This window comes from Thalassobacillus devorans (assembly GCF_900176565.1).
In the GTDB taxonomy this organism is placed as follows: Bacteria; Bacillota; Bacilli; order Bacillales; family Halobacillaceae; genus Thalassobacillus; species Thalassobacillus devorans_A.
This window is the reverse complement of the sequence record NZ_FXEH01000006.1, coordinates 616,606-642,604: the sequence shown is the minus strand read 5'-3', so window position 1 is coordinate 642,604 and position 25,999 is coordinate 616,606. Positions and strand designations below refer to the sequence as shown.

32 protein-coding genes are annotated in these 25,999 nt (G+C 46.6%); 10 read left to right on the top strand and 22 right to left on the bottom strand.

Translation table 11 applies throughout. The features are described 5' to 3' along the window. Nucleotides 1–63 precede the first annotated feature (63 nt). Nucleotides 64–156 (top strand): YjcZ family sporulation protein, encoded by a 93-nt coding sequence (locus B9Y67_RS14125; RefSeq protein WP_082412024.1) that lies wholly within the window; start codon nt 64–66, stop codon nt 154–156. Between the two features lie 170 nt (nt 157–326). Here the strand turns inward: B9Y67_RS14125 and B9Y67_RS20735 are convergent, their stop codons facing one another. Continuing rightward, entirely contained in the window at nt 327–482 is a 156-nt protein-coding gene (locus B9Y67_RS20735; RefSeq protein WP_176224009.1) for a hypothetical protein, read from the bottom strand. Between the two features lie 268 nt (nt 483–750). Here B9Y67_RS20735 and B9Y67_RS14115 point away from each other — a divergent pair, with 268 nt between their 5' ends. After that, nucleotides 751–1,281: a YceI family protein gene (locus B9Y67_RS14115; protein ID WP_085507491.1), complete on the top strand. Its 531-nt coding sequence runs from the start codon at nt 751–753 to the stop codon at nt 1,279–1,281. Between the two features lie 45 nt (nt 1,282–1,326). Here B9Y67_RS14115 and B9Y67_RS14110 read toward each other — a convergent pair whose 3' ends face one another. Next, nucleotides 1,327–2,010 carry a DNA-3-methyladenine glycosylase family protein gene (locus tag B9Y67_RS14110; protein WP_085507489.1) on the bottom strand — a complete coding sequence of 228 codons (684 nt, stop codon included), beginning with the start codon at nt 2,008–2,010 and terminating at the stop codon, nt 1,327–1,329. Between the two features lie 181 nt (nt 2,011–2,191). On the opposite strand from B9Y67_RS14110, the gene B9Y67_RS14105 reads away from it, so the two are divergent. The 3 genes from B9Y67_RS14105 (at nt 2,192) to B9Y67_RS14095 (ending at nt 5,307) form a co-directional block, all read left to right on the top strand. Continuing rightward, nucleotides 2,192–3,316, top strand: coding sequence for a hypothetical protein (locus tag B9Y67_RS14105; protein ID WP_441007560.1), 1,125 nt, complete (start codon nt 2,192–2,194; stop codon nt 3,314–3,316). Nucleotides 3,317–3,619: 303 nt separating this feature from the next. After that, entirely contained in the window at nt 3,620–4,117 is a 498-nt protein-coding gene (locus B9Y67_RS14100) for an Lrp/AsnC family transcriptional regulator (RefSeq protein WP_085507484.1), read from the top strand. Beyond that, nucleotides 4,114–5,307, top strand: coding sequence for an aminotransferase (locus B9Y67_RS14095; protein ID WP_085507481.1), 1,194 nt, complete (start codon nt 4,114–4,116; stop codon nt 5,305–5,307). Before B9Y67_RS14100 ends, B9Y67_RS14095 begins: the two co-directional genes overlap by 4 nt. A 67-nt stretch (nt 5,308–5,374) precedes the next feature. Here the strand turns inward: B9Y67_RS14095 and B9Y67_RS14090 are convergent, their stop codons facing one another. The 3 genes from B9Y67_RS14090 to B9Y67_RS14080 form a co-directional block, all read right to left on the bottom strand. Then, nucleotides 5,375–5,728, bottom strand: coding sequence for a DUF2200 domain-containing protein (locus tag B9Y67_RS14090; protein WP_085507478.1), 354 nt, complete (start codon nt 5,726–5,728; stop codon nt 5,375–5,377). Nucleotides 5,729–5,827: 99 nt separating this feature from the next. After that, nucleotides 5,828–7,225: a DUF2254 domain-containing protein gene (locus B9Y67_RS14085; protein ID WP_176224008.1), complete on the bottom strand. Its 1,398-nt coding sequence runs from the start codon at nt 7,223–7,225 to the stop codon at nt 5,828–5,830. A gap of 191 nt (nt 7,226–7,416) precedes the next feature. After that, on the bottom strand, nt 7,417–8,172 hold the full coding sequence (locus B9Y67_RS14080) for a cyclase family protein (RefSeq protein WP_085507473.1): 756 nt from the start codon (nt 8,170–8,172) through the stop codon (nt 7,417–7,419). A gap of 171 nt (nt 8,173–8,343) precedes the next feature. Here B9Y67_RS14080 and B9Y67_RS14075 point away from each other — a divergent pair, with 171 nt between their 5' ends. After that, nucleotides 8,344–9,240, top strand: a complete 897-nt coding sequence (locus tag B9Y67_RS14075) for a cupin domain-containing protein (protein ID WP_176224007.1) — start codon at nt 8,344–8,346, stop codon at nt 9,238–9,240. 39 nt (nt 9,241–9,279) lie between these two features. On the opposite strand, the gene B9Y67_RS14070 is transcribed toward B9Y67_RS14075, so the two are convergent. Together B9Y67_RS14070 and B9Y67_RS14065 are read right to left on the bottom strand one after the other, a co-directional pair. After that, entirely contained in the window at nt 9,280–9,798 is a 519-nt protein-coding gene (locus tag B9Y67_RS14070) for a DinB family protein (protein WP_085507468.1), read from the bottom strand. Nucleotides 9,799–9,913: 115 nt separating this feature from the next. Continuing rightward, nucleotides 9,914–10,144 (bottom strand): hypothetical protein, encoded by a 231-nt coding sequence (locus tag B9Y67_RS14065; RefSeq protein WP_085507466.1) that lies wholly within the window; start codon nt 10,142–10,144, stop codon nt 9,914–9,916. A gap of 192 nt (nt 10,145–10,336) precedes the next feature. Here B9Y67_RS14065 and B9Y67_RS14060 point away from each other — a divergent pair, with 192 nt between their 5' ends. Continuing rightward, nucleotides 10,337–11,593, top strand: coding sequence for an MFS transporter (locus B9Y67_RS14060; RefSeq protein ID WP_085507464.1), 1,257 nt, complete (start codon nt 10,337–10,339; stop codon nt 11,591–11,593). A 43-nt stretch (nt 11,594–11,636) separates the two neighbouring features. Here B9Y67_RS14060 and B9Y67_RS14055 read toward each other — a convergent pair whose 3' ends face one another. After that, the gene (locus tag B9Y67_RS14055) at nt 11,637–12,485 is read right to left on the bottom strand and encodes a DUF2268 domain-containing putative Zn-dependent protease (protein ID WP_085507461.1); all 849 of its coding nucleotides are present in this window, start codon (nt 12,483–12,485) and stop codon (nt 11,637–11,639) included. Between the two features lie 88 nt (nt 12,486–12,573). Next, complete coding sequence (locus B9Y67_RS14050; RefSeq protein ID WP_085507459.1) at nt 12,574–12,822, bottom strand: stage VI sporulation protein F; 249 nt, start codon at nt 12,820–12,822, stop codon at nt 12,574–12,576. Between the two features lie 215 nt (nt 12,823–13,037). Here B9Y67_RS14050 and B9Y67_RS14045 point away from each other — a divergent pair, with 215 nt between their 5' ends. Beyond that, complete coding sequence (locus B9Y67_RS14045; protein WP_085507457.1) at nt 13,038–13,562, top strand: ribonuclease H-like YkuK family protein; 525 nt, start codon at nt 13,038–13,040, stop codon at nt 13,560–13,562. A 14-nt stretch (nt 13,563–13,576) separates the two neighbouring features. On the opposite strand, the gene B9Y67_RS14040 is transcribed toward B9Y67_RS14045, so the two are convergent. The 9 genes from B9Y67_RS14040 to B9Y67_RS14000 form a co-directional block, all read right to left on the bottom strand. Then, nucleotides 13,577–13,780, bottom strand: a complete 204-nt coding sequence (locus B9Y67_RS14040; protein WP_085507455.1) for an aspartyl-phosphate phosphatase Spo0E family protein — start codon at nt 13,778–13,780, stop codon at nt 13,577–13,579. 351 nt (nt 13,781–14,131) lie between these two features. After that, nucleotides 14,132–16,312 carry an MMPL family transporter gene (locus tag B9Y67_RS14035; protein WP_085507453.1) on the bottom strand — a complete coding sequence of 727 codons (2,181 nt, stop codon included), beginning with the start codon at nt 16,310–16,312 and terminating at the stop codon, nt 14,132–14,134. After that, nucleotides 16,309–16,722: a hypothetical protein gene (locus B9Y67_RS14030; RefSeq protein WP_085507452.1), complete on the bottom strand. Its 414-nt coding sequence runs from the start codon at nt 16,720–16,722 to the stop codon at nt 16,309–16,311. Before B9Y67_RS14030 ends, B9Y67_RS14035 begins: the two co-directional genes overlap by 4 nt. Before the next feature lie 74 nt (nt 16,723–16,796). Next, nucleotides 16,797–18,164, bottom strand: a complete 1,368-nt coding sequence (locus B9Y67_RS14025; RefSeq protein WP_085507450.1) for a sensor histidine kinase — start codon at nt 18,162–18,164, stop codon at nt 16,797–16,799. Continuing rightward, a complete protein-coding gene (locus B9Y67_RS14020) occupies nt 18,161–18,838 on the bottom strand; it encodes a response regulator transcription factor (protein WP_085507448.1) in 678 nt (225 codons plus the stop codon). Before B9Y67_RS14020 ends, B9Y67_RS14025 begins: the two co-directional genes overlap by 4 nt. 138 nt (nt 18,839–18,976) lie before the next feature. Then, nucleotides 18,977–19,399 (bottom strand): GNAT family N-acetyltransferase, encoded by a 423-nt coding sequence (locus tag B9Y67_RS14015; protein ID WP_085507446.1) that lies wholly within the window; start codon nt 19,397–19,399, stop codon nt 18,977–18,979. A gap of 157 nt (nt 19,400–19,556) precedes the next feature. Continuing rightward, nucleotides 19,557–20,006 (bottom strand): nucleoside deaminase, encoded by a 450-nt coding sequence (locus B9Y67_RS14010; protein WP_085507444.1) that lies wholly within the window; start codon nt 20,004–20,006, stop codon nt 19,557–19,559. Nucleotides 20,007–20,071: 65 nt separating this feature from the next. Then, complete coding sequence (locus tag B9Y67_RS14005; RefSeq protein WP_085507443.1) at nt 20,072–20,329, bottom strand: hypothetical protein; 258 nt, start codon at nt 20,327–20,329, stop codon at nt 20,072–20,074. Between the two features lie 8 nt (nt 20,330–20,337). Then, the gene (locus tag B9Y67_RS14000) at nt 20,338–20,919 is read right to left on the bottom strand and encodes a helix-turn-helix domain-containing protein (protein ID WP_085507441.1); all 582 of its coding nucleotides are present in this window, start codon (nt 20,917–20,919) and stop codon (nt 20,338–20,340) included. Between the two features lie 105 nt (nt 20,920–21,024). Here B9Y67_RS14000 and B9Y67_RS13995 point away from each other — a divergent pair, with 105 nt between their 5' ends. Then, entirely contained in the window at nt 21,025–22,008 is a 984-nt protein-coding gene (locus B9Y67_RS13995; RefSeq protein ID WP_085507439.1) for a DMT family transporter, read from the top strand. A 17-nt stretch (nt 22,009–22,025) separates the two neighbouring features. Further along, a complete protein-coding gene (locus B9Y67_RS13990; RefSeq protein ID WP_085507437.1) occupies nt 22,026–22,946 on the top strand; it encodes a DMT family transporter in 921 nt (306 codons plus the stop codon). Between the two features lie 218 nt (nt 22,947–23,164). Here B9Y67_RS13990 and B9Y67_RS13985 read toward each other — a convergent pair whose 3' ends face one another. From B9Y67_RS13985 to B9Y67_RS13970, 4 genes are all read right to left on the bottom strand, one after another. After that, on the bottom strand, nt 23,165–23,719 hold the full coding sequence (locus B9Y67_RS13985; RefSeq protein ID WP_085509194.1) for a sugar O-acetyltransferase: 555 nt from the start codon (nt 23,717–23,719) through the stop codon (nt 23,165–23,167). Nucleotides 23,720–23,776: 57 nt separating this feature from the next. Then, nucleotides 23,777–24,331, bottom strand: coding sequence for a DUF488 domain-containing protein (locus B9Y67_RS13980; protein WP_085507435.1), 555 nt, complete (start codon nt 24,329–24,331; stop codon nt 23,777–23,779). 226 nt (nt 24,332–24,557) lie between these two features. Further along, nucleotides 24,558–24,821, bottom strand: a complete 264-nt coding sequence (locus B9Y67_RS13975) for a hypothetical protein (RefSeq protein WP_085507432.1) — start codon at nt 24,819–24,821, stop codon at nt 24,558–24,560. Between the two features lie 45 nt (nt 24,822–24,866). Further along, nucleotides 24,867–25,877, bottom strand: a complete 1,011-nt coding sequence (locus B9Y67_RS13970) for a TDT family transporter (RefSeq protein WP_085507430.1) — start codon at nt 25,875–25,877, stop codon at nt 24,867–24,869. Nucleotides 25,878–25,999: the final 122 nt, after the last annotated feature.

Sequence of the window (25,999 nt, the reverse complement as noted above, 5' to 3'; positions counted from 1 at the left end):
ATGGTCCCGCTACATATAGTATTAGTGAAATACCTCAAGAATCTAAAGTTAGGAGTGTGAAATATGGGTTACGGACGCGGTTATGGTGACACATTCGTATTGATCGTCGTTTTGTTCATCCTGCTAATCATCGTAGGAGCAACTTTCTACTATTAAAATTGAGTTTGGCTGCTGCTTGCCTCCTGCCTGAACCCAGGCACCTTGCCAGCCAGCAAAGCGTCGACAGACATCTAACTGAAAAACCGGACTTCGCCAGCTATTGGTGGCGAAGTCCGGTTTTTCTGCCTATTCAAACCAGAAAGACGCCAGGGAACGGCGCCTTTTTATTATGTAATTATGATGTTGTTACTCCGATATGGATTACCGCTTATCTTCTTCCTCATTTCATCCGTTACCCGGAATGTCTCTTTTCTTGCCGTCCCGCTTTTATTCCAGGACGGATCAAGCTTGCTGCCATCAAAATACACCGGCTTCGTTTTCATCCCTTTCTCCCCTCTCCTCTCATCAGCCTTCATAAAGACCTATTCCTGCAAACCTTTCAGATTCGTATTACCTAAAACTTTCGAACTATAAAACTATAATAACAAGAAATTACCAGCTTGTGTTACTTTTACATAAATTTTTCTAATTCGAATGAACTCCTGATAAACCTCGATATTAATTATTTTAAATAAAAACATCTTGACTTTGAGATAAAATTATAGTATCTTTAATTCGAGATAAAAATTATCTATTCAGGAGGAATTATTAATGGCTACATTAAAATTAGACAACGTGCACAGCAGCTTGAATTTTCAAATCAAACATATGATGGTATCCAAGGCAAAAGGAGAATTCACGGACTTCAACGTCGATTTCAACGGGGATCTCGATAACCTGGACCAGGCAAACGTGACCGTAACCATTCCTGTCACTTCCATTGATACAGGAAACGAAGACCGCGATGGCCACCTTCGTTCCGGTGACTTTTTTGAAGCAGAAAAATACCCGAACATGGTGTTCGAAAGCAAGTCCATCAAAAAGGTATCCGATGATGAATATGAAGTTACTGGTGACTTCACCATCAAAGATGTAACCCGCGAAGAAACCTTTACTGTCGAATACAATGGCGTTTCCAAAAGCCCAATGGACGGCAGCACGATTGCAGGCTTCGACGTAACCGGTAAAGTGAACCGGGAAGCTTACGGCATGACTTGGAATGCAGCAATCGAAACAGGCGGCGTCCTGCTTGGGAAAGACGTTAAATTCGAAGGCAACTTTGAATTTGTCGTAGAAGATTAATGTTTCTTAAAGACAAAAAAAGCCATGAACCTGATTAACCTAGGTTCATGGCTTTTTAACGTTATTCAGCTGGATCCACGCCTCGTCGAGATTCCTGTACTCGGCTACCAAACCTCGATTGATCGCTTCCCAAAGATAGAGCGAAGCGGCTGTATAATGGGGATGCCATTTTTCTGCATGACTCTGAATGAGCTTTTTACCATTGGAATCCCGTTCTTTCCCATACAGCCACTGGCAGGCACGCTGAATCCCGAGGTCCCCCACTGGCAACACATTCGTCCGCCCAAGTGAAAAAATTAAAAACATCTCAGCCGTCCATGGGCCGATTCCTTTGACACTGGTCAAAACTTTTCTGATATCATCGTTCTCCATCGTTTCGAGCTGGTCCAGATCGACTTCTTTCGTCTGCACTTTTTCACTGAGATCCCGTAAGTAAGCAATTTTTTGCTTCGAAAGACCAACGCTTCTCAGCTCTTCATCGGAACGGGCTAACACTCTTTCCGGTGTAATTTCGCCGACCAGCTCCTGGAATCTGGCATAAATTGTCTGTGCTGCTTTTACGGAAAGCTGCTGGCCAATGCATGACCGGACAAGACTTTGAAAATGGTCCTCTCGTTTCGTCATGGAAATGTCCCCGATGAGCGCAACCAGTTTTCCCATAGCGGGATCCCGCGCTGTCAACGCCTCTATCTCCGACTTTTCAAAAGTTAACGGTTTATTTGAATTCATCGTAATCTCCTTCTCATATTTAGGCTTTATTCGGAAAAATTAGGGTATACCCTCATTGTAACGAAAGGAAAGTTGCCTCGTCTTAATAATTTGATTTCAAATACATTAAATCCTGCCTGAAGCCGTTACAATATGTTAAAATACAGGCTGCTTTTCTCATTATCACCATGAAAATAAGGATGTGAACACCTTGAACCGATTAGTTTTCTTATTAACAATCTTCACTACAACCCTGCTTCTCGCCGCCTGCACGGATTCAACCTCCCAGGATGCAGAAGAAGAGGAAAATAACACAGAAGAAACAGAACAAGAGGAAAAGCCAGACAAGTCCGAGGAAAAGGAGGCGGAAAAAGAACAAGAACCTTCCCGGCCTTATGAAGCGCTGGAACCTTCCGAAGACGCCAAACCCTTGAAAGAAAAACTATCAGAAGACGAACTAACGAATATGCCCAAATCCCAGCGAAACGGCGTCGATAACCCGGAACGAGCCGTTTCAGCCGGTGATATGCTAGTAAAAGATGCCGAGGATAATACAGACGGCCCGTTGAAAAACAACCGGCTCGTCGCTTTTTACGGGCATCCCAACTCAGAAAACATGGGCATCCTCGGAGAAATGGAACCAGAGGCGTTTATGGAGAAATTGAAAGAACAAACGCAGGCTTATTCCGATGCTGACCCAGAGCGTCCGGCCATCCCGACGATTGAACTGATTACAACAGCAGCCCAGCGGGAACCCGGTCCGGATGGCAAGTACTACCGGATGACGCCGGAAGAGGAAATTGAGAAATATTCAGAGCTCGCCAAAGAAAACAACGCCCTGCTTCTGCTCGACATCCAGCTCGGCACCGACTCTGTCATGAACCAGGTGAAACTGATTGAAAAATATTTGAAAGAGCCGCATGTCCACCTTGCCATCGATACCGAATTCCGTGTCGGTGAGGGAGAAGTTCCGGGTGAAGACCTCGGCCAGGTCGACGGTGAAGAAGTCCAGGAAGCCGTGGAGTATTTATCCAAAATCGTTGAAGAAAATAACCTGCCGGATAAATTCGTCCTCCTCCACCAGTTCACTGATGGCGTTCTGACCAATAAAGACGCGGTCCAGCCGACCGACAACGTACAAGTCGCGCTGAACTTTGATGGCTGGGGCAATTCAGTGGACAAGCAGACACTCTACCGGAAATTCGTCCGTGACGACACGTCCCAGTATGGCGGCTTCAAGATATTTTACAACAAAGATGAACCAGTCATGGACCCGGAAGACGTCGTCAAACTCGACCCAGGTCCGGCCATCGTCAACTACCAATAATTATCGGCTGGGTGCGTGAGCATAAGAGAGACAACCTGCTTGTATAAGAGACTCCACCTGCCGGAATTGAGACAAGCGTGCACGTAAAGGAGACAGTTTTGAAATTTTATGAGACAAATCCGGAAATATATTAGACAAAATCAAAAATAAGAGAGACATCAAGAGCGTTTATGAGACAACTTGCTCCCGGGGGCCTGGTCATCAATCAGGCACCCCCTCTCCTTAATCATTACAGAAACATTTGAGTTAACAGAAAATTTTGATAGAATGAAGCATATGTATCTTTGAAAAGTGAGGGTCCCAATGATGGAACATGAAGTAGAATTATTGAAGTTAATCGAAAAGAACGCCAACTTAAGCGTAAATAAACTGGCAAAACTGATGGGGAAGAAGCCAGCAGAAATCGAAGAAATGATTGCACACCTGGAAGAAAAGAAAGCCATTCTCGGCTATTCGACGCTCATTGACTGGGCAAAAGTAGCCAATGAAGAAGAAGTGACAGCGATGGTCGATGTCAAAGTGACACCCGCCCGTGGGGTAGGTTTTGATAAAGTAGCGGAACGCATTTACCGTTTTCCAGAGGTGAAAGCCGTCTACCTGATGTCGGGAGCTTATGACCTCTCGGTTTCGGTACGAGGAAGTACGATGATGGAGATCGGGCATTTCATTTCAGAAAAACTGTCCACACTCGAATCCGTGCTTTCGACTACCACCCATTTTGTTTTGAAAAAATATAAGCATGACGGCATCATCCTCGAAGATGAAGATGATGACGATAAAAGAATTGTGGTATCACCATGAATCAGTATCTTTCCAAACAAGTAGCAGACCTAAAACCATCCGGCATCCGGAAATTTTTTGATTTAGCAGCCCAGATGGATGACGTCATCTCCCTTGGTGTCGGCGAGCCCGATTTTGTCACGCCATGGACGTTTATCGAGCAAAGCTTCCATGCTCTGGAGCAGGGGTATACCTCCTATACCGAAAACGCGGGCATGATTGAGCTGCGCGAACAAATCAGCGGCTATTTAAATAAAAACTATAATCTCGATTATCAACCAGACGACCAGGTCATTGTCACCGTAGGCGCGAGTCAGGCAATCGACCTTGCGCTCCGTACGATCGTCAATCCGGGAGACGAGGTCATTGTTGTTGAACCGAGTTTCGTCGCCTATGTTCCTGCGATCTCACTAGCCGGCGGCACACCAGTGACGATCCAGACGAAAGCAGAAGATGCATTCAAGCTGAAGCCGGAACAGATCGAAGAAGCGATTACACCGAAGACGAAAGCGATCATGCTGTGCAATCCGAACAATCCGACCGGGACCTTTTTAACAAAAGAAGAATTGGAGCCTCTGGCAGAAGTGATTGAACAGCACGACCTCCTCGTTTTATCCGATGAAATCTATGCTGAGCTCACCTATGACGAGAACTACACGAGCTTTCCATCCATCGCCCGGATGAAAGAGCGGACGATTTTGATCAGCGGTTTTTCCAAAGCATTCGCCATGACCGGCTGGCGGCTCGGATATGCAACCGGGCCAGCAGAACTCATTTCTGCCATGGTGAAAATCCATCAGTACACGATGATGTGTGCTCCTACGATGGCGCAGCACGCTGCCTTAGAAGCATTGAAAAATGGACGCCAGAGCCTGCAGGACATGGTCGATAGCTATAAACAGCGCCGTAACTTCATCGTAAGCAGCCTGAATGAAATCGGGCTTGACTGCCCGAATCCAGGCGGAGCGTTCTACGCGTTCCCGTCGATTCAGGCAACCGGACTGACCTCAGCGGAATTTGCGGAAGAGCTTCTGCAGGAAGAACAAGTCGCCGTCGTTCCCGGAGATGTATTTGGAGCCAACGGTGAAGGTTACATCCGCTGCTCTTATGCTACATCATTAAAGCAGCTCGACGAAGCAATGGAACGTATGAAGCGCTTTGTCGCTAAGCGTCTGGAAAAAAAACCTGTGCACCTGGAAGCTTCCAATTAAATATGTAGTAAGCAGAAAAAGAACTTCCAAATTTACGGAAGTTCTTTTTTTATTAATGAAAACTCCCTTATGATTTCCGCAAAATCTTCTCCAGCGCTTTCCCCTTTGCCAACTCATCGATTAGCTTATCCATATAGCGAATTTCCCGCATCGTTGGTTCTTCGATGTCTTCCACCCGGACCCCGCAGACCACACCTTTGATCAAGTTCCGGGAAGGATTCATTTGCGGAGCTTCCGCAAAGAAGTTCTCAAAGTTTGTCTGCTTTTCCAGCTGCGCTTTTAACTCCTCCTGGCTGTACCCTGTCAGCCAGCGGATGATTTCATCGACTTCCGCTTTCGTACGTCCTTTTCTTTCCGCCTTCGTAACATAATGGGGATAAACGCTCGAGAAACTCATCGTATAGATCTTATGTTTTGGCATGTTACCTCCGCCCTTTCGTTTTTACCCATTATATCATTCCCCTAACATATAGCAGGGGGCGAACTTCATATGTAAGTTCGCCCCCGTCATCGTTCTGGCTTATAGAGACGAAGGAACCTCGGCGGCACTCTTCGAACTGACACGCTGTAGCATATATTCCAAAAGGAACAGATAATCCTTTTGATTTCCTGTGTGTTTCGCAAGCTCGGCTAATTGCTCTAATATATACAGGCAGTCATTTTCATACAGGCTATAGTTATCAAATCCTAAAATAGTCTGGCGTGCAAATTCCCATAGATCTTGGTGTACTTCCTTATCCATCGTTTTACTCAGCAGGGATACCATCGTAATCAGCTCGGTGATCACGGTCGAGTTCTGGTTCGCATACTCTCGAATCGAAGCAAATCCCTTATGAAGGTAATAACGAAAATCCTTTTGATTCAGGATGATGCGAAGCTTCTCTTCCTCATCAAAAAGATAGGGAGAGAAACTCGAAGACTGGCCGATGCTTTTCAACAAATCAGCAATCTGGTGAATCGTATTCGTAACCGTGAGCGGATCATTATGGCCGAACGCCTTGATGGCTACTTCGGCAAGTTTAATCAGCCCATACTCCAGGTCCTGGATTTCCGTTTGTTTGACCCCGATCTCCATCGACTTGAGGTAAGGGTCAGTCTGAATGGTTTTTCCGTTTTCCCAGTAAGTAAGCAGCGGGGTCCCCTCTACAACAAACTCTCCAATTCTGACATGGAATCTCAGAAGGATATCATCGTTTTTCGCCAGTTTCATCAGTCTGGAAAAGTCAGCGACTTGAAAGTACCCTGATTCGCTGGTTGTGATCACCTTCCCCTCTGATTCAGGGGGAAGGGATTCTGTCTCTACCTCCTTATCCAGGCGGTAAGACGTTAATTCTTTTTCGAGAGAAGCCTGTACCGATTTTGACTTGGTATTCATATTAGAGCTGATATTGTGAACCTGCATCCATGTGGTTGTATGATTGATAAAATAAATGAATGTCACGGCAGCCGTAATCGCAGTCAGAATCGACAAAACCGGTGTCGCCACAATAAACTCTTCTTCTTCATGGGTAACGTATAAGAAGTTTAAGAGAACATAAATAAAACTGCCGTTAAAAATTCCGAGCACATGCTGCGTTGCCCGGTCACTGACAAAGTTCACCAGCATTTTGGAAGAAAACTGCCCGCTGAATGTCGTCAGGGCGACAAGCAGGGAGTTAATCGTAAACGCACTTAACGTCAGCACCCCTCCGACGAGTGCACTCAACAGCACCTGCAAGGTCTGCCCGCTGAAACCGATGGCCGCCGGTAAATATAAACTGACATCCACCACATAATCCAGATAAAAGGTAAAAACAGATAAACCAGCCGCTCCGACGATATACCAAAACGGCATAAACCACAGCGTCGATTTCAATTCACTTTTACGCTGCCGTCTCGACATTTTAAAATATTTCTTTATATAATAAAAAAACCCCATGTTGATCACCATTCTATTCTTCAGAGATTTAAATTCTTTTTATTCCTACCCCGGAAAGAAGTAATTTAACCTGAATTTTAAGTGGTCGATCAAAAATAGGGAAAATATCTCCATGTATTTAATTTGTAAATAACCTGCTCTGTGCATTGGCTCACTTCCTTTTCCATTAAGAAAAGAGCTAAGGCAGGCTTTTATTCTATATAAGCAACCGGCCTTGCCCAGGCACCGCTTGCTTTTTCAATTTTCACCGGAAAACAGGAAACCTGGAATCCATGCCGCACCGGGATTTGATCGAGATTGGCGAGCTTCTCTATCTGACAGTATTCTTTTTCAATCCCGACATAATGCGCTTCCCACATCACCCCTTTATCCGGGTTAGCCATGTGCTGTTTCGCCTGGATATTCAATGGGATATCCCAGCCCCAGCCATCGGTTCCTACGACTTTGATCCCCTGATCAAGCAGCCAGCGGGTGGCTTCTGCGGAGACACCTGCATGGAGGAAGGCGTAATTGTCATCATAGAGTTTTTTATCAGCATCACTTCTGACAAGCACGATGTCATAAGGCTTTAAGGTATAATCCATTTCCTTCAGTTGCTGTTTCAAATCCTTTGATGAAATTTCATAGCCTGGTGGATGGTTGCTGAAGTCAAACAGGACGGCATCTCCATAAAACCATTCCAGCGGCATTTCATCTATCGTCCTTGCCGGATTTTCTTCTGATGTTTCGCCATAATGCCACGGGGCATCGACGTGGGTCCCGGCGTGGGTGTTGGCACTCACGGTTTCAGTCGCCCATGCTTTACCATCACGAAAAGCTTCTTTCTCTATGCCAAGAATCTGTGCGCCTTGTGCTGCTCCCTCTTCATGGGAATGATAGGTAATCGATGGAGGAAGCGGCTCCTTTACCGCAGGACTTAAAGGCACACTTAAATCAATTAACTTCATTATCGTCTCTCCTTTCACATGCGAGTAACCGGCAACTTCCGTATTGAATAGGATATGGCTTACCAGTTTTATACTAATTCTTCTTCTGGGCCATAATTCCTGCCTTTTTCAGATTTATTCCCTTCTCGCCCACTTATTGCATAGGATATGGTTGTGAATCCCTGGAAAGGAATGAGAGCAATGGACAATGGTTCTTATCTCTATGGCAATCCTTATTATGGCAGCTTTCCGACACACCAATGGAATAGAAGTGGCAGTAACGAAACGACGGCGCTCCTCGATGCAATCAAAAGAAAAGCGAAAACCATCCACCTATACCATCGCCTATCTGAAAAAGCAGCAGATCAGCAGGAACAAGCGGTTATATTACAGGCATTAAACGAAGAACGCACGCATTTACAGCACTTCACTGAATTGTATACCCGCCTTAGCGGGCAGCTGCCAGACTATGAAACGGAAAAAATCACGTTCCATTCGTATCAGGACGGCGTCCGAAAAGCTTCCGAGATAGAAGCAGAGAATTACGAAGCGATGAGATTTTATTATTACAGGTCGCCTCAATCTTCCACAGGCCATGCGTTCCTACGCGCATGCCAGGACGAAATCAGGCACGTGGAACAAGCGGGACAGTTGGCAGCAAATGGAGACATTCGTCAAGAAACAACAGACTTTGGCGGGGAGCCCTATGTGGTAGATATCGAGGATGCGACACTTAACAATGATACGTTCCGGACAGCGATATGGACGGGGGAAAATTTTCAAGTTACCGTAATGAGTATTGATGTCGGAGACGATATCGGCCTTGAAGTCCACCCGAATGAAGATCAATTCTTACGCCTGGAACAGGGTGAAGGCCGGGTACAAATGGGCGATACTAAAGATAATTTAGATTTTGAAGCATATGTCGAAGATGACTACGCCATCATGGTACCAGCCGGAAAATGGCATAATATTACCAACATCGGCCAGACACCAATGAAACTGTATGTCATCTATGCACCGCCGGAACACCCATTTGGGACGGTCCACGAAACAAAAGCAGATGCCCTGGCAGCAGAAGAAGGTTAAAGGAAAGGTGCCTCCCCACTATAAAGGGAAGGCACCTGTTTATTTTTCTGCAAGCATGCGCTTGATCACTCGTATCTGTCCGCGGTGGTTGATTTCATCTTCCATCACATGATACCAGAGATAATAATTATTATGAGGGACTCCATTCCCCCACTGATTTTCCTCGAACAGCCACTGGTCCTCATAGTTTTTCAGTTTGGCTAACGTGTTCTCTCTCACTTGGGACAATTTCTCCAGATAAAACTCAAGTCCATGCTGTCTGATCGAGTTTCTGCCCGTCTCACCAAGCTCTAATGCCGCCTGCCACTTTTCAATCTCCGCTTCGGTTATATCCCTTTTTTCAAAAGAAATCACCTGATGGACGTATTCGATGGATGCGATATGTAGAAGCAGGGAACCAATCGTATTCGAACGATCGTCCGGCAAAAAATCCAGTTCCCGCTCGCTCAGTCCTTTGATTTCTTCCAGGGTCACGGCCCGCGTATGCTCCAGCATCGAGACCAATTCCCCTATCTTTTCTGCATATCCTGCTCTGCTCGTAATCCGGTAATCAATCATTCCCCAGCCTCCCCTGAACGTCTACCATTCAGGTTACCAGTATGTTGAAAAAAAGCTAGACTGATATTACAGAAAAAAGACTGGTATAATGAAGAGGTACCTGCCATACAGCTTCCTAACCCTTCTTCCCACTCCAATTTTCTGCAAAGCCATAGGCTGCGGTCCCGGCCAGCATACTCATCACCAACGGCACAAACGTCTGACGGCCATAATCTGTCTCACTCCCTGTCCCATTATTCACGGAAAAATCGGGGGTGTAAGCAGCGGTCATTACCCAACCGGTCAGAAATGCAAATAAACTGTACAATAGAAAAAAACTGATGATAAACAGCCCATACTTTCTCACTATTAATACTCCCTTTCTTCAAAAAACTCCTTGGCTTCTTTCTGCCTCCTGCTAGTTTTCTACGAATCACTCGCAGAAAAGTTACAGTTTACTAGTAATTTCCTTTCAGAAAAGTATTTTACCCTGTTTAAATTGATGAAATTAGGTTATACATTATTAGGATAATACTCGTCGATAACAGAGGTGTTAGCTATGAGCAAATCAACAAAAATATTAGGACTAATTACTGCACCGGGTTATACAGAAGAACTAGTAGATATATTAGAGAGTTCATTGCCCGATTTGCTCAGTTATTATGTCAATGAGGAAGATCACTGGGAAGTGGATTGTGTCACAGACTCCCTGACCGGAGTTACAGAAGATTCCCGGGAAGTCCTGGGCGCAGCACTTGAACGAAAGTCGGATGAAGGCTGGGACTTTGCGGTTGCCCTCACCGACCTGCCGTTTTTCAAAAATAAACGGCCGATTGTCGCAGAAGCATATGAACAGGAAAATGTCGCCATGATCAGTATTCCCGGACTCGGTTCGACACCGATGTTCAAGCGGATACGCGAATCTGTTTTACAGCTGGTCAACGAAATGTATTACGGAAGTTCTGAAAAAGACCGTGAACAGGCAGAACAACGACTCGAATCTAAAAATGGAAAACAGCATAAAGAGTTAAAAAATAGGAGCTCAACCCGATTAGTAGGAAAGCGTCCGTTCGAATGGGTGTCCCCGCTTCAACGGGAGACCCCGGACGATGACGAATCCAACATCGATGTCCGGTTTACGGTAAAGTCACGTGTCAGCGGAGCTTTACGGGTGCTGACCGGAATGGTCCGGGCCAACCGCCCATGGGCGATGTTCCCGGCATTCTTGAAACTGATTATGATTGCATTTGCGACCGGATCTTACGCTATCGTTTTTCCGACATTATGGATGCTCAGCAGCGACTATGGAATTTGGCGGATGTTCCTGCTGACATTTGTCTCGATTGGTGCCATGACTGTATGGATTATTCTTGTCCACAGCTTATGGGAGAAGAAAAATGCCGGATACAAAGACTATATACGGAAATTATATAATGCAGCGACCGTTCTGACACTCTTTGTGTCCGTCTGCATGTATTACGTCATTTTATTCTTATTGTTTTCGCTTGCCGTCCTGCTCATCATTCCAATGGGAATGCTGGAGTCGCAAGTTACCGGATCTGTCAGTTATATCAACTACTTCTACATCGCCTGGACCGCGACCAGTATCGCTACCATCATCGGTGCGCTTGGCTCGGCACTTGAAAATGAAGACGTCGTCCTGTCTTCCACCTATGGTTACCGCCAGCGCCAGCGTTATAAGCAGGTGAAAGAAGCGGAAGAGGAGAAAAAGGAAGCAGAGGAAGAAAAAAAAGAAGCGGCCGAAGAAAAGAAAGAAGCCGCCGAGGAAAAACAGGAAGCAGAAGAAGACAACTGAATTGGTAATAAGAGATAACGCTCCAATTAGGAGCGTTATTTTTTCATCTATATTCTAGAGGAAAATCAGAGTCGGCAATCAACTGGTTCGCCGGCTTCTTCAACAGTTCCTGCATGTTGTCTTCTCCATGGTTATGCTGATAGGAATCTATAATTTCATATCCGATCTGGTAGCCGATCCATTCGGGCAAGCGTCCACGGCGCTCTCCATAAAGATACGGCTGATGGTTTTCTTGTCCTGACAGCTCCAGAGCCGGAACAAACTCTCTTTTCCAAACCTGACGTACATCCTCACCCCTGTGATGCTTCACCCATTGTGACATCTGCTCTTCCCCATACAGCGATTTCACTGCGTATTCCGCCAGCCCTTCCATCACAAGTACTTCCTTTAAAGGCAATTCATCTGTTTTGAATCCCATCCGCGCCAGCCGGCAGATATGATTATATTCATGAGCCAGTAAAGCCTTGATTCCTATATCCGGGACATCTGCTGTCAAAAATAAAAACAGACACCGCTGAAAACTTAACCCACTTTTCACAATCACACGCCGGCGGGCAGGAAGGTGGCACTGGGCAACAGGGAAGATGTAAATGGTTGTCTTTGGTCCCTGCCATTTTCTTCTCAGACGCTGGTATTCACCCCTGACGAGATCCCATATCCCCTTCCTCTCCATTTGTTGTGATGCCTTTTCGACATGCCGCCACTCCCGCGGTTCAAACAACCCGTGTTTCAGTAAAATAGATTGCAACTCTCTCGCAGATAACCCTGCCTCTGTGACAGGTCTGCATACATGCTCCTGCTGCTTTTGAAACGGCTGTTGCAAGCGTAATGTTTCCTTTTTACAGGCTTCCACAAAATCATCCAGCCAGGGTCGAGTATTTTTGACCGCCACTTCTCCTCCCCCTTCCCGATTCTTTAGAATAAGTAAAAAATAAACACAACCTAGTATACGTTCGGTTGTGTTTTTCAGTGAAACTCTGTTATCTTTTTTTATTATTCAGCATCTTTTCAATAGTGGACATATCTTTCGGAACATTTCCACTGAGAATCGCTTTTACAATCTTGTCTTCTGTACTACGTGACACCGGTTTATTCGCAAGTCGTGATACTTTTTTGATAACCTGACGGACGGTCCTTTCATCAGAAAGATCCGCTCCCCGCAGGGATTGCACGAGCCGCATCACATCATCCATCTTTACCCCGGTCTTTTTCTCAAAATTATCCAACACACCTTCTGCCTCCTTACTTAAACTGTCTTCATTCCTATCGTATGGACAGGAGGCAGGTCGGTAACGGCAGGTAGCCTATAGGAAGAAAAGAAAAAGCGATCAGACAGCCTTTCCACTAAACAGTTCCCACTCTTATTCAATTAATCTCAACTTTTTACATATGCTATAAGAACCATTCTTTTTACCACATTTAAACATTTTCAGGAGGAAAACAAATGACCAGACCGTTACGGTTTCAAAATACCACCAGAAGCCAGATGGACTTCGATGAGGTATTTGATTATATATACCGCTTTATGAAAAAGCAGCCGATGGGCAACTACAAGCTGATGCTCGGCACAGACTCCCAGGTACATCCGCATGCGACCGTCTTCATTACCGGCATCGTCATTCAGCGCCTCGGGGCCGGTGTATGGGCCTGTTTCAGAAAAGAAATCGTACCAAGGCAAATGCACGTCCTTGGCGAACGGATTTCCTATGAAACCTCACTGACCGAGGAAATTGCCAACCTGTTTACCGAAGAAAAAAAGACCCAATTGATTGATGTTGTGCTTCCCCACATTTATAAAGGAGCCAGCTTTACGATCGAAGGCCACATCGATATCGGTGCCGGAGAACGGAACCGCACGCGAATCTATGTAGAGGAAATGATGGCACGGATCGAATCCCTCGGCATGGAAGCAAAAATAAAACCCGATGCCATTGTGGCAAGCGGGTATGCGAACAAATATACGAAGTGAAGTCGAAGCACGACCTACTTTATCGCCAGCTTCGCTTTCCGTTTCTCTTTTCTTTCTCTCGTTACAGGTGATCTCCGTCTGTCCAATTCATTCAAAAGCCTGTCCAGGCTTTGGGACAGCTCCAGGACTTCTTTTCCGTGGGGATTGTCCTGATAGGCACGGTACATTTCCAATCTCACCTGCTCAATGTGCTCTTCTAGGAGGTTGAATCGTTTCATCCGTTTCTTCCTCTCCACGTGTAATTCTGACCTGAGTGTGGAGAAGCATCTCCTTCTACACTTGCAGATCTCCCATCTTTTTCCATCCTGCTGCAGGATGAAACCTTCTCTTTCTGGTTCTCTTACATAAAACACTCCATTATCCTCTAATAACCGAATTCCCACAGACTTAAACCGCTTTCATAAAACTTTTTTTAAAAAAACGTTTTTCATTACCAGCAGATTAAACAGCCAGAAATCTTTAGTGACTTTCACCATTGTAACACAAAACGTTTCAATTATAAGACCAACTTAATTGGTCAGAGAAGAATTATCGGCCCCGATTACTTCGGAGTAATCAGGGCCAATAGTTTACCCTTTTCCCTCTACACGCGAAGCGGTTTCTTTGTTTTTACCAAACGGATAAAAACTCAATTTTCCAAGCAGCAAAATGATCGCCGGTGTCAGAATCGTCCGTACTAGAAACGTATCGATCAACACACCGACAGCAACGACAAAACCAAACATAAACAATTCCATAATCGGCTGGGTCGTCAAAACCGCAAAGGTTGCGGCAAGAATGAGACCAGCGGAAGATATGACGCCGCCTGTGCGGGAAATTCCCTGCTGGACAGCGTCCTTAAGCGAAAGCTTCCGGTATGCTTCCTGGATTCGGGACACAAGCATAATATTATAATCCACCCCTAGGGCAACGAGGAAGACAAACGCGTACAGTGGAATCCGGTAACTCATCTGCTCATATCCGAATATATTTTTAAAGATATAATCGGAAATACCCAGAGCAGCACTGAACGACAATAGAATTGTTGCCATCATGTAAATAGGTGCAATAATGGAGCGTGACTGGAACCCGAGCATGATCGTAATCAGTACCGTGACCAGTGTCATCACCAGAATCGTATCGCGGTTGTTCCGTTCCCGGATATCGAGATTGGTCGCTGTTTCTCCGGAAAAGTAAATTTCGTGTTCCCCTGAGTCCAATCCACTAGCGTCCAGTAGGTTCGCTTTGTTTTCCCGCAGTTTTTCCATCGCATCGAATGCTTCATGCTGATAAGGATTTCCTGTAAAAACAAGACTCAGCTTGGCAGCAGTTTCGTCGTCTGACAGAAAATCACGAGCGTTTACGGTCACTTCCTCTACGTGCTCCTGCTTCTCCAGCTGCTGTGCCAAAGATTCAACCGTTTCCTGATCCAGTGCTGATTCAGCAGTAACCAGTACGGTCGTCGGCGCCACTTCGCCCGGGTTATATTTTTCCTCGATTAAGTCAAATCCTTCCCGGGAGGTCATATCCTTCGGGAACGACTGCAGCAGGTTATAGGAATAGTTGACCTGAAACGCATTTACTGAAAACAGCCCGAGCAGTACAAGCACCGCTACCCCACTGACGAGAGGCTTTTTCGTCACCGCATGGCTGATTTTGCCCCACACCTTGTTCGTTTTGGCGACATTTTCCGTACCTGTACGGGGAATCGACGGCCAGAACGCCCTTCTCCCGAAGAATGTGAACAATGCAGGGACAAGTGTCAGTCCGGCCAGCAGAATAATGGCCATCGCGACGGAAAATACGGGTGCAAAGTTGCGGTACGGTTCATAAATAGCCACGATGAGCGTGATGACGGCAACAAGCACGGTTGCCCCGCTGAAGAAAATCGGCTCTCCGACACGACTCATCGCCAGCTGCATCGCTTCATATTTACTTTCCACCCGCTGAAGCTCCTCCCGAAATCTCGAAAAAACAAACAGCGAGTAATCGGTGATAGCGGCAAACAACAATATCATCATAATCGATAATGCCTGTGTCTCTACCGTAAACCAGCCGTTCGTACCGCCGATTCCGATTGCACGGTTGACGACTTCATAGACGATTGCTGCGGCAATCAGCGGAATCAAAGCGAGGAGCGGGGATCGGTAAATCACAATCAGTAAAACAAGAATAAGGGCGACTGTCGCGAACAACAGCACCATATCCCCGCTTGAGAACAATTCCAATGCATCGGAAGAAATCCCCGCCGGTCCTGTAATGGAGACCTCGATTCCTTCACCCAGGGCACCTTGAATCGTCTCTTCCATTGCCACTACGGATTCGTTGACTTCTTCCATCTCCAAACCTTTTTTCAGCTCAGCCGGCACGACCAGCGTAGTTTCATCTTCGGATAAGAACGACTGCTGTGCCTGGGGAGGCAGCTGCTCCAATAGCAGCACTTCTTTAATGGCTTCCCTCTGTTCAGACGGAAGATCTTCGATCGCCTTCAGCCCATCTGCCACTTCGGTTATCCCTTGTTCCCCCAGCCCCTCTGGATCATGGAAGACGAGGATAGCAGGCAGACTGTCATTATCTTCAAAATGCGCTTTTATTTTTTCATCAGCCACTACAGACGGGGCATCATCCGGCAGTCCTTCCCCTGCCGTGTTGACGGCCGAATCCCTTGCACCAGGTGCCAGAAAACTCAACCCCAGCATGACAACGAGCCATACCGATAAACTGATGATCATTCCTTTTTTACTACTGGTATAACGAAATAACTTACTCATGATGATACCCCACCTGTCTCCACATCCGTCGACGCGATAAAAAATGTCGAAATCAAAAACAGCACAAAGCTGATGATCAGAACCGAACCACCGCCGATATATAAACCGAGCGAAACGGCTTTCGGCATGCTGAGCAGGTTAAGAAAATGCACCCACATTCCTGTTGTCAGTCCAGTCGCCCCGATAATGCCAGTCCATACCTGCGCGGTGGCAAGCTTTTCGGATGTTATCGTAAATAGTTTATAATAAACACCCCAGGCAAATAAGGACAGCCATCCCACCACAAGAATATGTGCATGAATCGGCCTGAGCGCGTAAGACCCCGCGCCTGCCATGTGCGCGCCGATGAGCGCACCGAGCAAAGCGAAAACAGCAGACACCCTTATTAATAATCTACTATATGCTTCCATTGTTTTTCCTCCTTTAACATCACTTCCATCATTAAAGATAAAGGAGAAAAGTGAACAGAAGGTTAACAGATTGATTATTTTTTCGGCAAAACAACGAAGAAGCTGGTTCCAGCATCTTGTTCGCTCTCGACCGTAATGGTCCCACCATGCATATCGATCACTTGATTGACAATCGACAGGCCAAGTCCTGTTCCCTCCGTCGTTCTTGCTTCATCAGCCCGGTAAAACCGCTCAAAAATAAGCTCCTGTTCTTCCGGCGTCATGCCAATTCCCGAGTCGCGAAACTCAATTGCCACTTCGGCCGCTTTGTTTTGGAGCGAAATTTCAATTGAACCGTCGGGTCGGTTATATTTGATGGCGTTGGTCAGGAGGTTTTCCCAGACCGCATAGAGCATCGCCTCATCCCCCAAAAGGACCGCTTCCTCCAAATCATACGTCACAAACAGGTCTTTCTCCTCAAACAGCCAGCGATATTTGTGAATCGTTTCCTTCAATTGCGCGGTCACATCTACTGCTTCTTTTTTCTCCAGCTTTCCTTTTTGATCAAGGGAAGTTAAAACGAGCAGCTGTTTCGAGAGCATCGACATCCGTTCCGTTTCATCCTTGATGACGTTGATGTAGTCCTGCTTTTCCTCGTTCGTCAACGTATCGTTTTCCAACAGGCGGGCATAGCCCTGGATATTCAACAGCGGGGACTGAATATCATGAGAGACATTCGATATGAACGATTTCCGCATAGCATCGAGCTCGCCGAGCCTTCTGGTCATGTGATTGAACCGGTCCGCCAAATGCCCGATTTCGTCGGTACGCTGGATATCAAGCTGAACATCAAAATTTTCATCGACAACTTTATGGGTAGCATTCGAAAGCTTTCGAATCGGATTAACAAGCATTCGGGCGGCAATCAGGACAGCGACAATCGTTAGTACCAGCATAATCACGACAATCCAGCCAAGCAGAATATGAACCTCGCTGAACAACAGCTCAATATCGGGACGCATAAACAGCGCATACCTCTCTCCGTTATAATCGAATGAAGTCCCGACCGTGTTTCTTAATTCATCGGCAAAAAATCCCGACACGAACGTTTCCCGGGGGAAGTTTTTCATGCCGTGATAATCTCCCCCGGCCAGCACCTGTTCGACGATGGTTCCTGGCAGCTCTTTGTCCCGAAATTCTCCCCCGTAAAACTTATCCTCCCCGGATGAATCGACGAGATAGAGCTGGTAGCCGGCCGACCCCATTTGCTCCAGATAACTGTCAAGGTCGTCCTGATTTTCTGCAAAGCTTGCTATACCGGTGATAATCTCCATATTCTTCTCATCATTCTCCGGCTTCACTTTTTGATGATAATAGGAATTCGAAAATAAAAATCCAATAATCGTGCTGCCTGTGATGATCAAAAGCGTCACGATCAGAAACCTGGAATAGAGCGTCTTCATGACCCCTCAACCTCTAACCGGTAGCCGACCCCGCGCACCGTACGAATCGTAATTTCCTCCGTCAATTTGGCGAGCCGCTCCCGGATTCTTTTGATATGGACGTTGACGGTCCGTTCATCCCCTTCAAAATCAATCCCCCAAATCTGCTCGATCAGAAAATCCCGCGTCATCACCTGGTTTGGCCGGGAAGCAAGCAGTGACAGGAGCTCGAATTCTTTTCGCGGCATCAGAATCGTCCGGGTCCCAGACTGGACTTCATAATTTTTACGATTAATTGTGAGTCCGGCGATTTTTATCACTGTATCTGCCGGTTTATCATAGCGCCGCAGCACCGCCTGAACCCGGAACAGCAGTTCCTTCGGATGGAAAGGCTTCACGACATAATCATCCGACCCGGAGCGAAATCCTTTCTCCTTATCCTCGATTTCCCCTTTCGCCGTTAAAAGGATCACCGGGATCTCAAAATCCGACTTCACAATTTCCGTCAATGTATAGCCATCCATGTGCGGCATCATGACATCCACCACCGCCAGGTCAATCGCCTGAGATTCCAGAATTTCCAGCGCCTTGTTTCCATTCGCCGCCTTCCAGACATGGTAGCCGGCATCCTTCAGCTGGATGTCCACGAGATTCAATATCGCCTGATCATCATCCACCACCACAATCGATGTCATTTACGTTCACCCTTTCCCTACTATTATAAGAGACTTTCCTTCCGACCTATCATGATAAATTTCAAAAATGAACAGAAGGTGAACAACCAGAGTCATAAACAATAGACAAAGAAGCAGGCCTAAACCTGCTTCTGACTATCAAGGTTTTACTATTTTTTTATAAAAAATAATCCCGTGCGTCGTTTCTTCTGCTGGAATAAATCCGATTCGTTCATAAAAAGCCTGCACTTCCTTCGGCTCCTCACACCAAAGGTACTCGGCATTACCATGATAAAGAATCCGGTTCGCCTTATGCAGTAACGTCGTAGCAACCCGAAGGGCCTGATCCGGATCATCGAACGCCATGCCCCGGAGGCGAATCTGTTTCGGAGAGGACACAGCGTCCGTCGCTTCCATATAAAAAGAGGAAATTCCGGTCAGCTCCCTGTTTTCAAACGCTCCTAAATGAAAGGTGAATTCCTCGTCATCCCCTGGATACTGTGGCGCATCAGCAGCCAGCTCGGGACGCTTGCTCCGCAATTCATATGTATCTTTCACTGGTATTTCTCTGACATTAATCAATTCATCACACTCCTCGCGATCGTTAGGTAAGAAGACTCTTTCGTTAGGGCAGAAGTTTATCGAGACAGGGCGGAACATGTTTGAGATAGGACAGAACATACCCTCGTTAAGTCAGAATCCTGCCATGTTAAGGAAGAAGATCTCCCGATAACCTATTTTATTGTTCTTTCCAGAGTTTCATCGGATCTTCCTGTCCCTCTTCCAACGGCACGTGCTTCATCACAAGCGAGCGCTCTTCTTTCTGTTTTTGCAAATCGTCATACACTTGCTTCGACTTACCTAACCCCGCTTCTACCGCCTTATCCACGGACGCAGCATAATAAACATCTTCGATACCTGCAAAATACATCGCGGTCAAGCACATCGGGCACGGCTCGCCACTGGCATACATCGTAAATCCAGACAGATCATGCGTCTTCAGTTCTTCCTGCGCCCGGCGGATGGCAAGCAGCTCCGCATGCCCACTGACATCATAAGCTTGATGCAGTTCATTAACCCCTTCAGCTACAACTTGATTATTTTTAACCAGTACCGCGCCAAAAGGCTGACCGCCTTCGCGTACGTTGTTTACAGCTAAGTCAACTGCTCGCTTCATAAACTGATCCATAAAGATTCTCCCTCCTATAATAATGGTTATAAAACTGCTTTGGTCTTCTTGTCGTGGTTCACCTTCTAAGCGGACAGCTTATTGCTTTTACTTCCCGATCCTGTCCGCTTCCCCATGCTTTGAGGACAACTTTTTCGTCTTTTCGCCTGATTCTGTCCGCTTCCCCACGCTTTGCGGACAACTTTTTCGTCTTTTCGTCCGATCCTGTCCTGTTCCCCATGCTTTGCGGACAACTTTTTCGTCTTTTCGTCCGATCCTGTCCTGTTCACCACACTTTGCGGACAGATTTCTGCTTGTCGTCCTCGATCCTGTCCGCTAACCATCAAATAACTCACCGCCGGCCATCGGCATAGGTCATGACAAAATGCAGGACTGCGACCTGGTCGGTCGGATTGATGTAGGCGTGCTCCCTGTCGCCTTTGAACTTGATCGAGTCATACTCATACAAGTGGTAGACCTCATCGTCGACTTTCACCTGCACTTCCCCTTCCATCACGGTCACATACTCAACCACGCCTGGCTGGTGGGCACCGGGGGCGTACGTCTCATTCCCTTTCAAAAAGGCGCGGTGAATTTCCATCGAGCCATAGCCCGATGTATCAAACATTGGCTCGAGCCGGATGGCTTCGTCGTCACTGAGAACCCGATTCCCTTCATGGTTCGGGGATATTTTCACTTCCTGCTGTTCATTCAAAAGCATCGAGATCGGAATCCTTAAGCCATTCGCTATCTTCCAAATCACAGCAAGCGACGGGTTAGCCTCGCCTCGCTCGATGTTCCCTAGCGTCAGCGCACTAACCCCCGTCTGTTCACTAAGCTGCTGAAGGCTGATTCCTTTTTCTTTTCGGATGTTTCTTAGGGTGGAACCTACTTGCTTCGCTAACTTTTCCACTTCTTTCTGGTACTCGTCCACTGGATTTCTCCTTCCTGAATTTCCTAGGCAGGCACTAGGAATATATGTATAATATAGTTTATAGGATAAATAGTATACTTTACAAATTGAAAAAGCGGGGATGATATGAAAGAAATTCTTATTGGGATTTTGGCGTCTGTTTTCTTTGCGGTGACCTTCATCTTGAACCGCTCCATGGAGTTGTCGGGCGGCAGCTGGTTATGGAGTTCATCGCTGCGTTTTCTTTTTATGGTACCGTTTTTAATTCTTATTGTACTCGTTAGGAAGAATGGCCGGCAAGTGATTGCCGAATTAAGACGTAATCCTTTTCCTTGGATCACTTGGAGTTTTGTCGGATTTGTTTTATTTTATGCTCCGCTAACCTACGCGGCAGCCTACGGGCCCGGCTGGCTTGTCGCCGGTACCTGGCAAATGACGATTGTTGCCGGAGCGCTGCTTGGCCCGCTTTTTCACAAAACAGTCGAGACCGCCGAAGGACCAGTCAAAGTACGGAACAAGCTGGAAGTGAGGGCCCTGACGTTTTCCCTGTTGATTCTTTTTGGAGTGGCATTAATCCAGGTGCAAAAAGCAGGCGAGCTGACGATTTATGAAATGCTGATCGGCGTGCTGCCGGTCGTGGTCGCAGCGTTTGCGTACCCGCTCGGAAACCGGAAAATGATGGAGGTGTGCGGCGGAAGGCTCGATACCTTTCAACGGGTGCTCGGCATGACCCTCGCAAGCCTTCCGTTCTGGCTGCTCATCGCGGCTGCCGGTTGGGTCACTGCTGGCGCCCCGTCCAATGACCAGCTGCTGCAGACGTTCATTGTCGCGATCAGCTCCGGTGTTATCGCAACGACATTATTTTTCATTGCAACGGACCGGGCGAGAAAAAATCAAGGAAAGCTTGCTGCCGTCGAAGCGACCCAGTCCACACAGGTATTATTTGTTCTGCTCGGAGAAGCCTGGCTGCTGTCAGCCCCGCTCCCTAGTGGCATCGCCCTGGCGGGACTTTTCATCATCATCACTGGCATGGCGCTGCACAGTTATTTTACAAAAAAGATCTCTGCTTCCCCGAACAAGGAAGCAAAAAAGGAATCATTCGGTGCTTGAAAAGGAGGTTGCTGTGAATGAACAAACAGGCATTTACACTGGCATTTATTACGGTACTGATCTGGGGTTCGACATTTGCCGCGATCCGCGCGAGCCTCCACGGCGGCTATACCGCGGGACACCTGGTGCTGTTCCGTTACCTGATCGCATCCGCCCTGTTCGCGATTTACGCCCTGTGGCCAGGCGTGAAGTTTAAGCTGCCGGTTAAAAAAGATGTTCTCCCGCTTTTGGCCCTTGGATTTGTCGGCATAAGTATCTATCACACCGGTGTTACATTTGGTGAAATCACCGTCTCGTCCGGAACCGCCGGCATGCTGATCGGAGCCGCGCCAATTTTCACAGCGATCATTGCCGTCATCGCGTTAAAAGAAAAGCTCGGCACCTTCGGCTGGATCGGCCTCGGCATCGGATTTGTCGGCATCCTGCTAATCACGGTCGGCTCTTCCGGATCGAGCTTCACCCTGTCTTCTGGGGCAATGCTATTAGTAATGGCGACGATCGCAACGTCCATTTTTTTCGTTTTCCAAAAACCGTTCTTCCGCCGCTACAAACCGATTGAGCTGACCGCTTACGTCACCTGGTCCGGTACCATTCCCTTTTTCATCTTCAGTCCTGGTCTGTTTGATACTGTCCAGCAGGCAAGCATGGAAGCGAACCTCGCTGCCATTTATGTCGGTATTTTCCCGGCGGGCGTCGCATACGTCACCTGGTCGACCGCCCTGTCGCTCGGCAATGCCAGCTCGGTGACAAGCATGATGTATCTCGAGCCCGCGGTCGCTGTCTTTTTCGGATGGGTCTGGCTGAATGAACTTCCATCTGTGTTGTCGCTGATCGGTGGTGCCGTCGCCTTGTTAGGGGTAATCACCATCAATGTGCTCGGCAGAAGACATTTAATGAAAAAATACCGCACGCCCGCTTACAACAGGAATACTTCTTGACCTAAAACATGCCTGCTTTCCTTTTGGGAGCAGGCACTTTTTTAATAGAGGGTTATTCTTACTTAACGCTGATATATACTTACTTAACTCAGGTAGATACCTCCCTAACGCAGTAACATACTGCCCAAACTGGCACCTATACCTCCTTAACTCGATAACATACCGCCCTAAGCACAATCACGCTACAATAAAAAAGAGCCTGGATGTTCAGGCTCTGATTAAATCTGTTTAATTACCTTGGCCGGATTGCCGCCGACCACCACATTAGCGGGAACATCTTTTGTCACCACGGCACCAGAAGCGATCACGGCATTGTCCCCGACCGTTACCCCCGGATTAATGATCGCGCTGCCGCCAATCCAGACATTGTCTCCAAACGTAATCGGCTTCGCATATTCTTTCCCGGAATTACGCTCCGTCGCATCGAGCGGATGAGTAGCTGTATAGATCTGAACGCCCGGCGCCAGCATACAATTATCGCCGAACCGCACTTCACAAACATCAAGAATCGTACAGTCAAAATTAGCAAAAAAATTATCACCAACATGGGTGTTATAGCCGTAATCAAACCGAATCGTCGGTTCCATAAACGCATTCTCCCCGGAAGAACCAAGCAAATCCTTCAACATCTTCGCCCGTTTTTCCCCTTCCGTTTCCAAGGTTTGATTGTATAATCTCACCTTGCGCCTTGCTTCTTCACGATCTTTTGCCAGTACCGGGTCAGCAGGATCATACATTTCTCCCGCCAGCATCTTCTCTTTTTCTGTTCTCATTGCTGCATCTTCCTTGATAAAAATTTTTGAAAAAAGGTAACAATCGAATCCTCCCAACTACTCATCCAACACCGGATAAACGACCGTCCCGTCCGCTTCTATCACGGGCACCGCACCCCATTTTCCCAGCTCATGACCAACAAGCTCCGGGCGCCCTTTCGAACCATTAATGATATGATAAACCCCCCAGCCATTCGCCTGCAGCCAGTTGCTGATCAGCAGACGATGGCATCGCGCCGGGTGTCGCTCCGAGCACATGTAAACCACGTTGGCATCTTTTGCCTCGGCCTTAAGTGCTTCGAGGCCCTTTTGAAAGTCCTCCGTCAATGTATAATCAGCATAATTATGGAACGAGCGGTTGTCCCAGCCCGCATTCAGATTCTCGCCAATTTCCCCGGATCTGCTCCTTCTGCCGCCGAGAAGCGGAAAATGCCGATAGTTTATCCCAGCTTTCTCAAGCCAGTTCTTCAACTTTTCCTCATTGAACTGAGGATACTTTCGACTGGCCGGGAATGCCCGGATATCAGCTACGAATTCGATATCAGCAACACCAAGCATGTCCAGGAATTGCTCTTCGTCATGGTCGGAATGTCCAATGGTGTATATCTTCATAACCAATCCCCCAATTAAAATAACTATGTAACAACTATACCCATTCCCTTTCCCTTTAAAAATTCCCATTATCTGGAGGACCTGGGGTGCTTTAGCTGGCTTTATGAACGTCCCACCTGGCCATCCTCCTTCTTGCGGTCTTTAAACCACTTATTAGGACTGTCTATTCCAGTTTCATCGATTCTTATGTACCTTATCCGCCCTCTAAAGACCGTCCCGGCTATTTTCAGTGGCGCTTAAGGTCATTATAAAGGTATCCCCGTAGTGAAAATAAGATAAAAACCAGTCCCAAGATAAATAGCCATCCAACTAATATATTATCAAAAAGTCCTGGCATCGCTGGCTCCGAAGGAAAAGAACCGGAACCACTCAATTTTACAGGGACACTTTCACCGGCATATAAGAAAGCGGCTATAAATCGTTCCATTGTAAATAATGTAGCACTGACGGATATTAAACCTATTCCTGCAAACAAACTAACTCTATCCATGATTTCACCCCTTCCAGCTTTTAACTAACCTAACTCGTGAACACTTCATGAAGTAAATCTATTACCTACTAAAACCTCACAAGCCCATAACGTGACCTCAATCAAAAGCGCAAGCAAGACCATCAATGCCAATACAGGCAAGAAGAAGTGATGGAATTCATGTAGTAGATTTCCATCATAGCTGTTTTTACGCATCGCCATTGTAAAAGCAAAAAACATCCCAAATGTGAAATTACGTGACCACTGACTGATATGGTAGGTAAAGATCCCTTCTTTCCAGCCTTTTTGCTGGATTCGTTTGATGGCACGTAAAACTTCCACACCCTCCACCAAGCAAAAGACGATCAGTACCACTAACCAATAATAATAAAGCAATAAACCATCCAGCAAATTCGTTGTAATCATAGCAAGGCCTGTAATCGAAAGGCCACCATGAATGATACAGTTCGTATTCGTCCAGTCTTCAATGAGCGACCAATCTGTTGACAAATAGCGCTTCAAAATTAACATAAGTCCGTTGGCATAAAAAAAGACACCCAGCCCAAACGCAGATAAACTTACCAAATCAGGCAGGCCAGGAAACATTTTTTCCCATAAAACGACGAGTGATTGTGCTGCCACAGCAGACAACAGGACGACACCATGAGTCGCATGGAATGTTGGCCGCTGCCACAATCGCTTGAAATTCTTCATGCTTACATAAATAAAAAACACCCACAAGCATGAGTTGATCACGGCCACGCCCACCGCCAATGAATGAAGCAATGGCGTATAGTTTTCCAGCACAATTCCCAATACCGAAAAACCGGCAATCCAGGAACCTATCACAAAAGAATTCACCGGATTATTTAAAAAAGGAGTAAGAAAGTCTTTTTGAAAAAACTGCTGAACTAATTTGGAGTAGATAACGATAGCCAGGAACAAAAAAGTTAAAGCGAACCATCGTTCTGCTGATTGGCTCAAAAAATGACTCATGACCCCATGTAAAAAAATACCCAAAGCCATAACGATGGCCCCGGAGGCTGGATTAATTATTTTTTTCTCAGTTACATCCATGTATGTTCGCCTCCCCTCCTGCGCGACTAACCTTTTTATTGTACGATTTTTTTATCACTATTTAAAGAGACCATTAAAAACAGGTGCCTGAGCTCCGCTATACTAAAGGGACTCAGGCACCT

Excerpts from the sequence above, each read along its gene's own strand:
- B9Y67_RS14075 (WP_176224007.1), top strand. The coding sequence starts at position 8,344 with ATGAGAGCAATGGACAATGGTTCTTATCTCTATGGCAATCCTTATTAT.
- B9Y67_RS14110 (WP_085507489.1), bottom strand. The coding sequence starts at position 2,010 with ATGAATTCAAATAAACCGTTAACTTTTGAAAAGTCGGAGATAGAGGCG.
- B9Y67_RS14125 (WP_082412024.1), top strand. The coding sequence starts at position 64 with ATGGGTTACGGACGCGGTTATGGTGACACATTCGTATTGATCGTCGTT.
- B9Y67_RS14045 (WP_085507457.1), top strand. The coding sequence starts at position 13,038 with ATGACCAGACCGTTACGGTTTCAAAATACCACCAGAAGCCAGATGGAC.
- B9Y67_RS13990 (WP_085507437.1), top strand. The coding sequence starts at position 22,026 with ATGAACAAACAGGCATTTACACTGGCATTTATTACGGTACTGATCTGG.
- B9Y67_RS14010 (WP_085507444.1), bottom strand. The coding sequence starts at position 20,006 with ATGGATCAGTTTATGAAGCGAGCAGTTGACTTAGCTGTAAACAACGTA.
- B9Y67_RS14030 (WP_085507452.1), bottom strand. The coding sequence starts at position 16,722 with ATGGAAGCATATAGTAGATTATTAATAAGGGTGTCTGCTGTTTTCGCT.
- B9Y67_RS13970 (WP_085507430.1), bottom strand. The coding sequence starts at position 25,877 with ATGGATGTAACTGAGAAAAAAATAATTAATCCAGCCTCCGGGGCCATC.
- B9Y67_RS14005 (WP_085507443.1), bottom strand. The coding sequence starts at position 20,329 with ATGGTTAGCGGACAGGATCGAGGACGACAAGCAGAAATCTGTCCGCAA.
- B9Y67_RS14040 (WP_085507455.1), bottom strand. The coding sequence starts at position 13,780 with ATGAAACGATTCAACCTCCTAGAAGAGCACATTGAGCAGGTGAGATTG.
- B9Y67_RS14025 (WP_085507450.1), bottom strand. The coding sequence starts at position 18,164 with ATGAAGACGCTCTATTCCAGGTTTCTGATCGTGACGCTTTTGATCATC.
- B9Y67_RS13980 (WP_085507435.1), bottom strand. The coding sequence starts at position 24,331 with ATGAAGATATACACCATTGGACATTCCGACCATGACGAAGAGCAATTC.
- B9Y67_RS14100 (WP_085507484.1), top strand. The coding sequence starts at position 3,620 with ATGATGGAACATGAAGTAGAATTATTGAAGTTAATCGAAAAGAACGCC.
- B9Y67_RS14090 (WP_085507478.1), bottom strand. The coding sequence starts at position 5,728 with ATGCCAAAACATAAGATCTATACGATGAGTTTCTCGAGCGTTTATCCC.
- B9Y67_RS14095 (WP_085507481.1), top strand. The coding sequence starts at position 4,114 with ATGAATCAGTATCTTTCCAAACAAGTAGCAGACCTAAAACCATCCGGC.
- B9Y67_RS20735 (WP_176224009.1), bottom strand. The coding sequence starts at position 482 with ATGAAAACGAAGCCGGTGTATTTTGATGGCAGCAAGCTTGATCCGTCC.
- B9Y67_RS14020 (WP_085507448.1), bottom strand. The coding sequence starts at position 18,838 with ATGACATCGATTGTGGTGGTGGATGATGATCAGGCGATATTGAATCTC.
- B9Y67_RS13985 (WP_085509194.1), bottom strand. The coding sequence starts at position 23,719 with ATGAGAACAGAAAAAGAGAAGATGCTGGCGGGAGAAATGTATGATCCT.
- B9Y67_RS14070 (WP_085507468.1), bottom strand. The coding sequence starts at position 9,798 with ATGATTGATTACCGGATTACGAGCAGAGCAGGATATGCAGAAAAGATA.
- B9Y67_RS14035 (WP_085507453.1), bottom strand. The coding sequence starts at position 16,312 with ATGAGTAAGTTATTTCGTTATACCAGTAGTAAAAAAGGAATGATCATC.
- B9Y67_RS14060 (WP_085507464.1), top strand. The coding sequence starts at position 10,337 with ATGAGCAAATCAACAAAAATATTAGGACTAATTACTGCACCGGGTTAT.
- B9Y67_RS13995 (WP_085507439.1), top strand. The coding sequence starts at position 21,025 with ATGAAAGAAATTCTTATTGGGATTTTGGCGTCTGTTTTCTTTGCGGTG.
- B9Y67_RS14080 (WP_085507473.1), bottom strand. The coding sequence starts at position 8,172 with ATGAAGTTAATTGATTTAAGTGTGCCTTTAAGTCCTGCGGTAAAGGAG.
- B9Y67_RS14085 (WP_176224008.1), bottom strand. The coding sequence starts at position 7,225 with ATGGGGTTTTTTTATTATATAAAGAAATATTTTAAAATGTCGAGACGG.
- B9Y67_RS14115 (WP_085507491.1), top strand. The coding sequence starts at position 751 with ATGGCTACATTAAAATTAGACAACGTGCACAGCAGCTTGAATTTTCAA.
- B9Y67_RS13975 (WP_085507432.1), bottom strand. The coding sequence starts at position 24,821 with ATGGATAGAGTTAGTTTGTTTGCAGGAATAGGTTTAATATCCGTCAGT.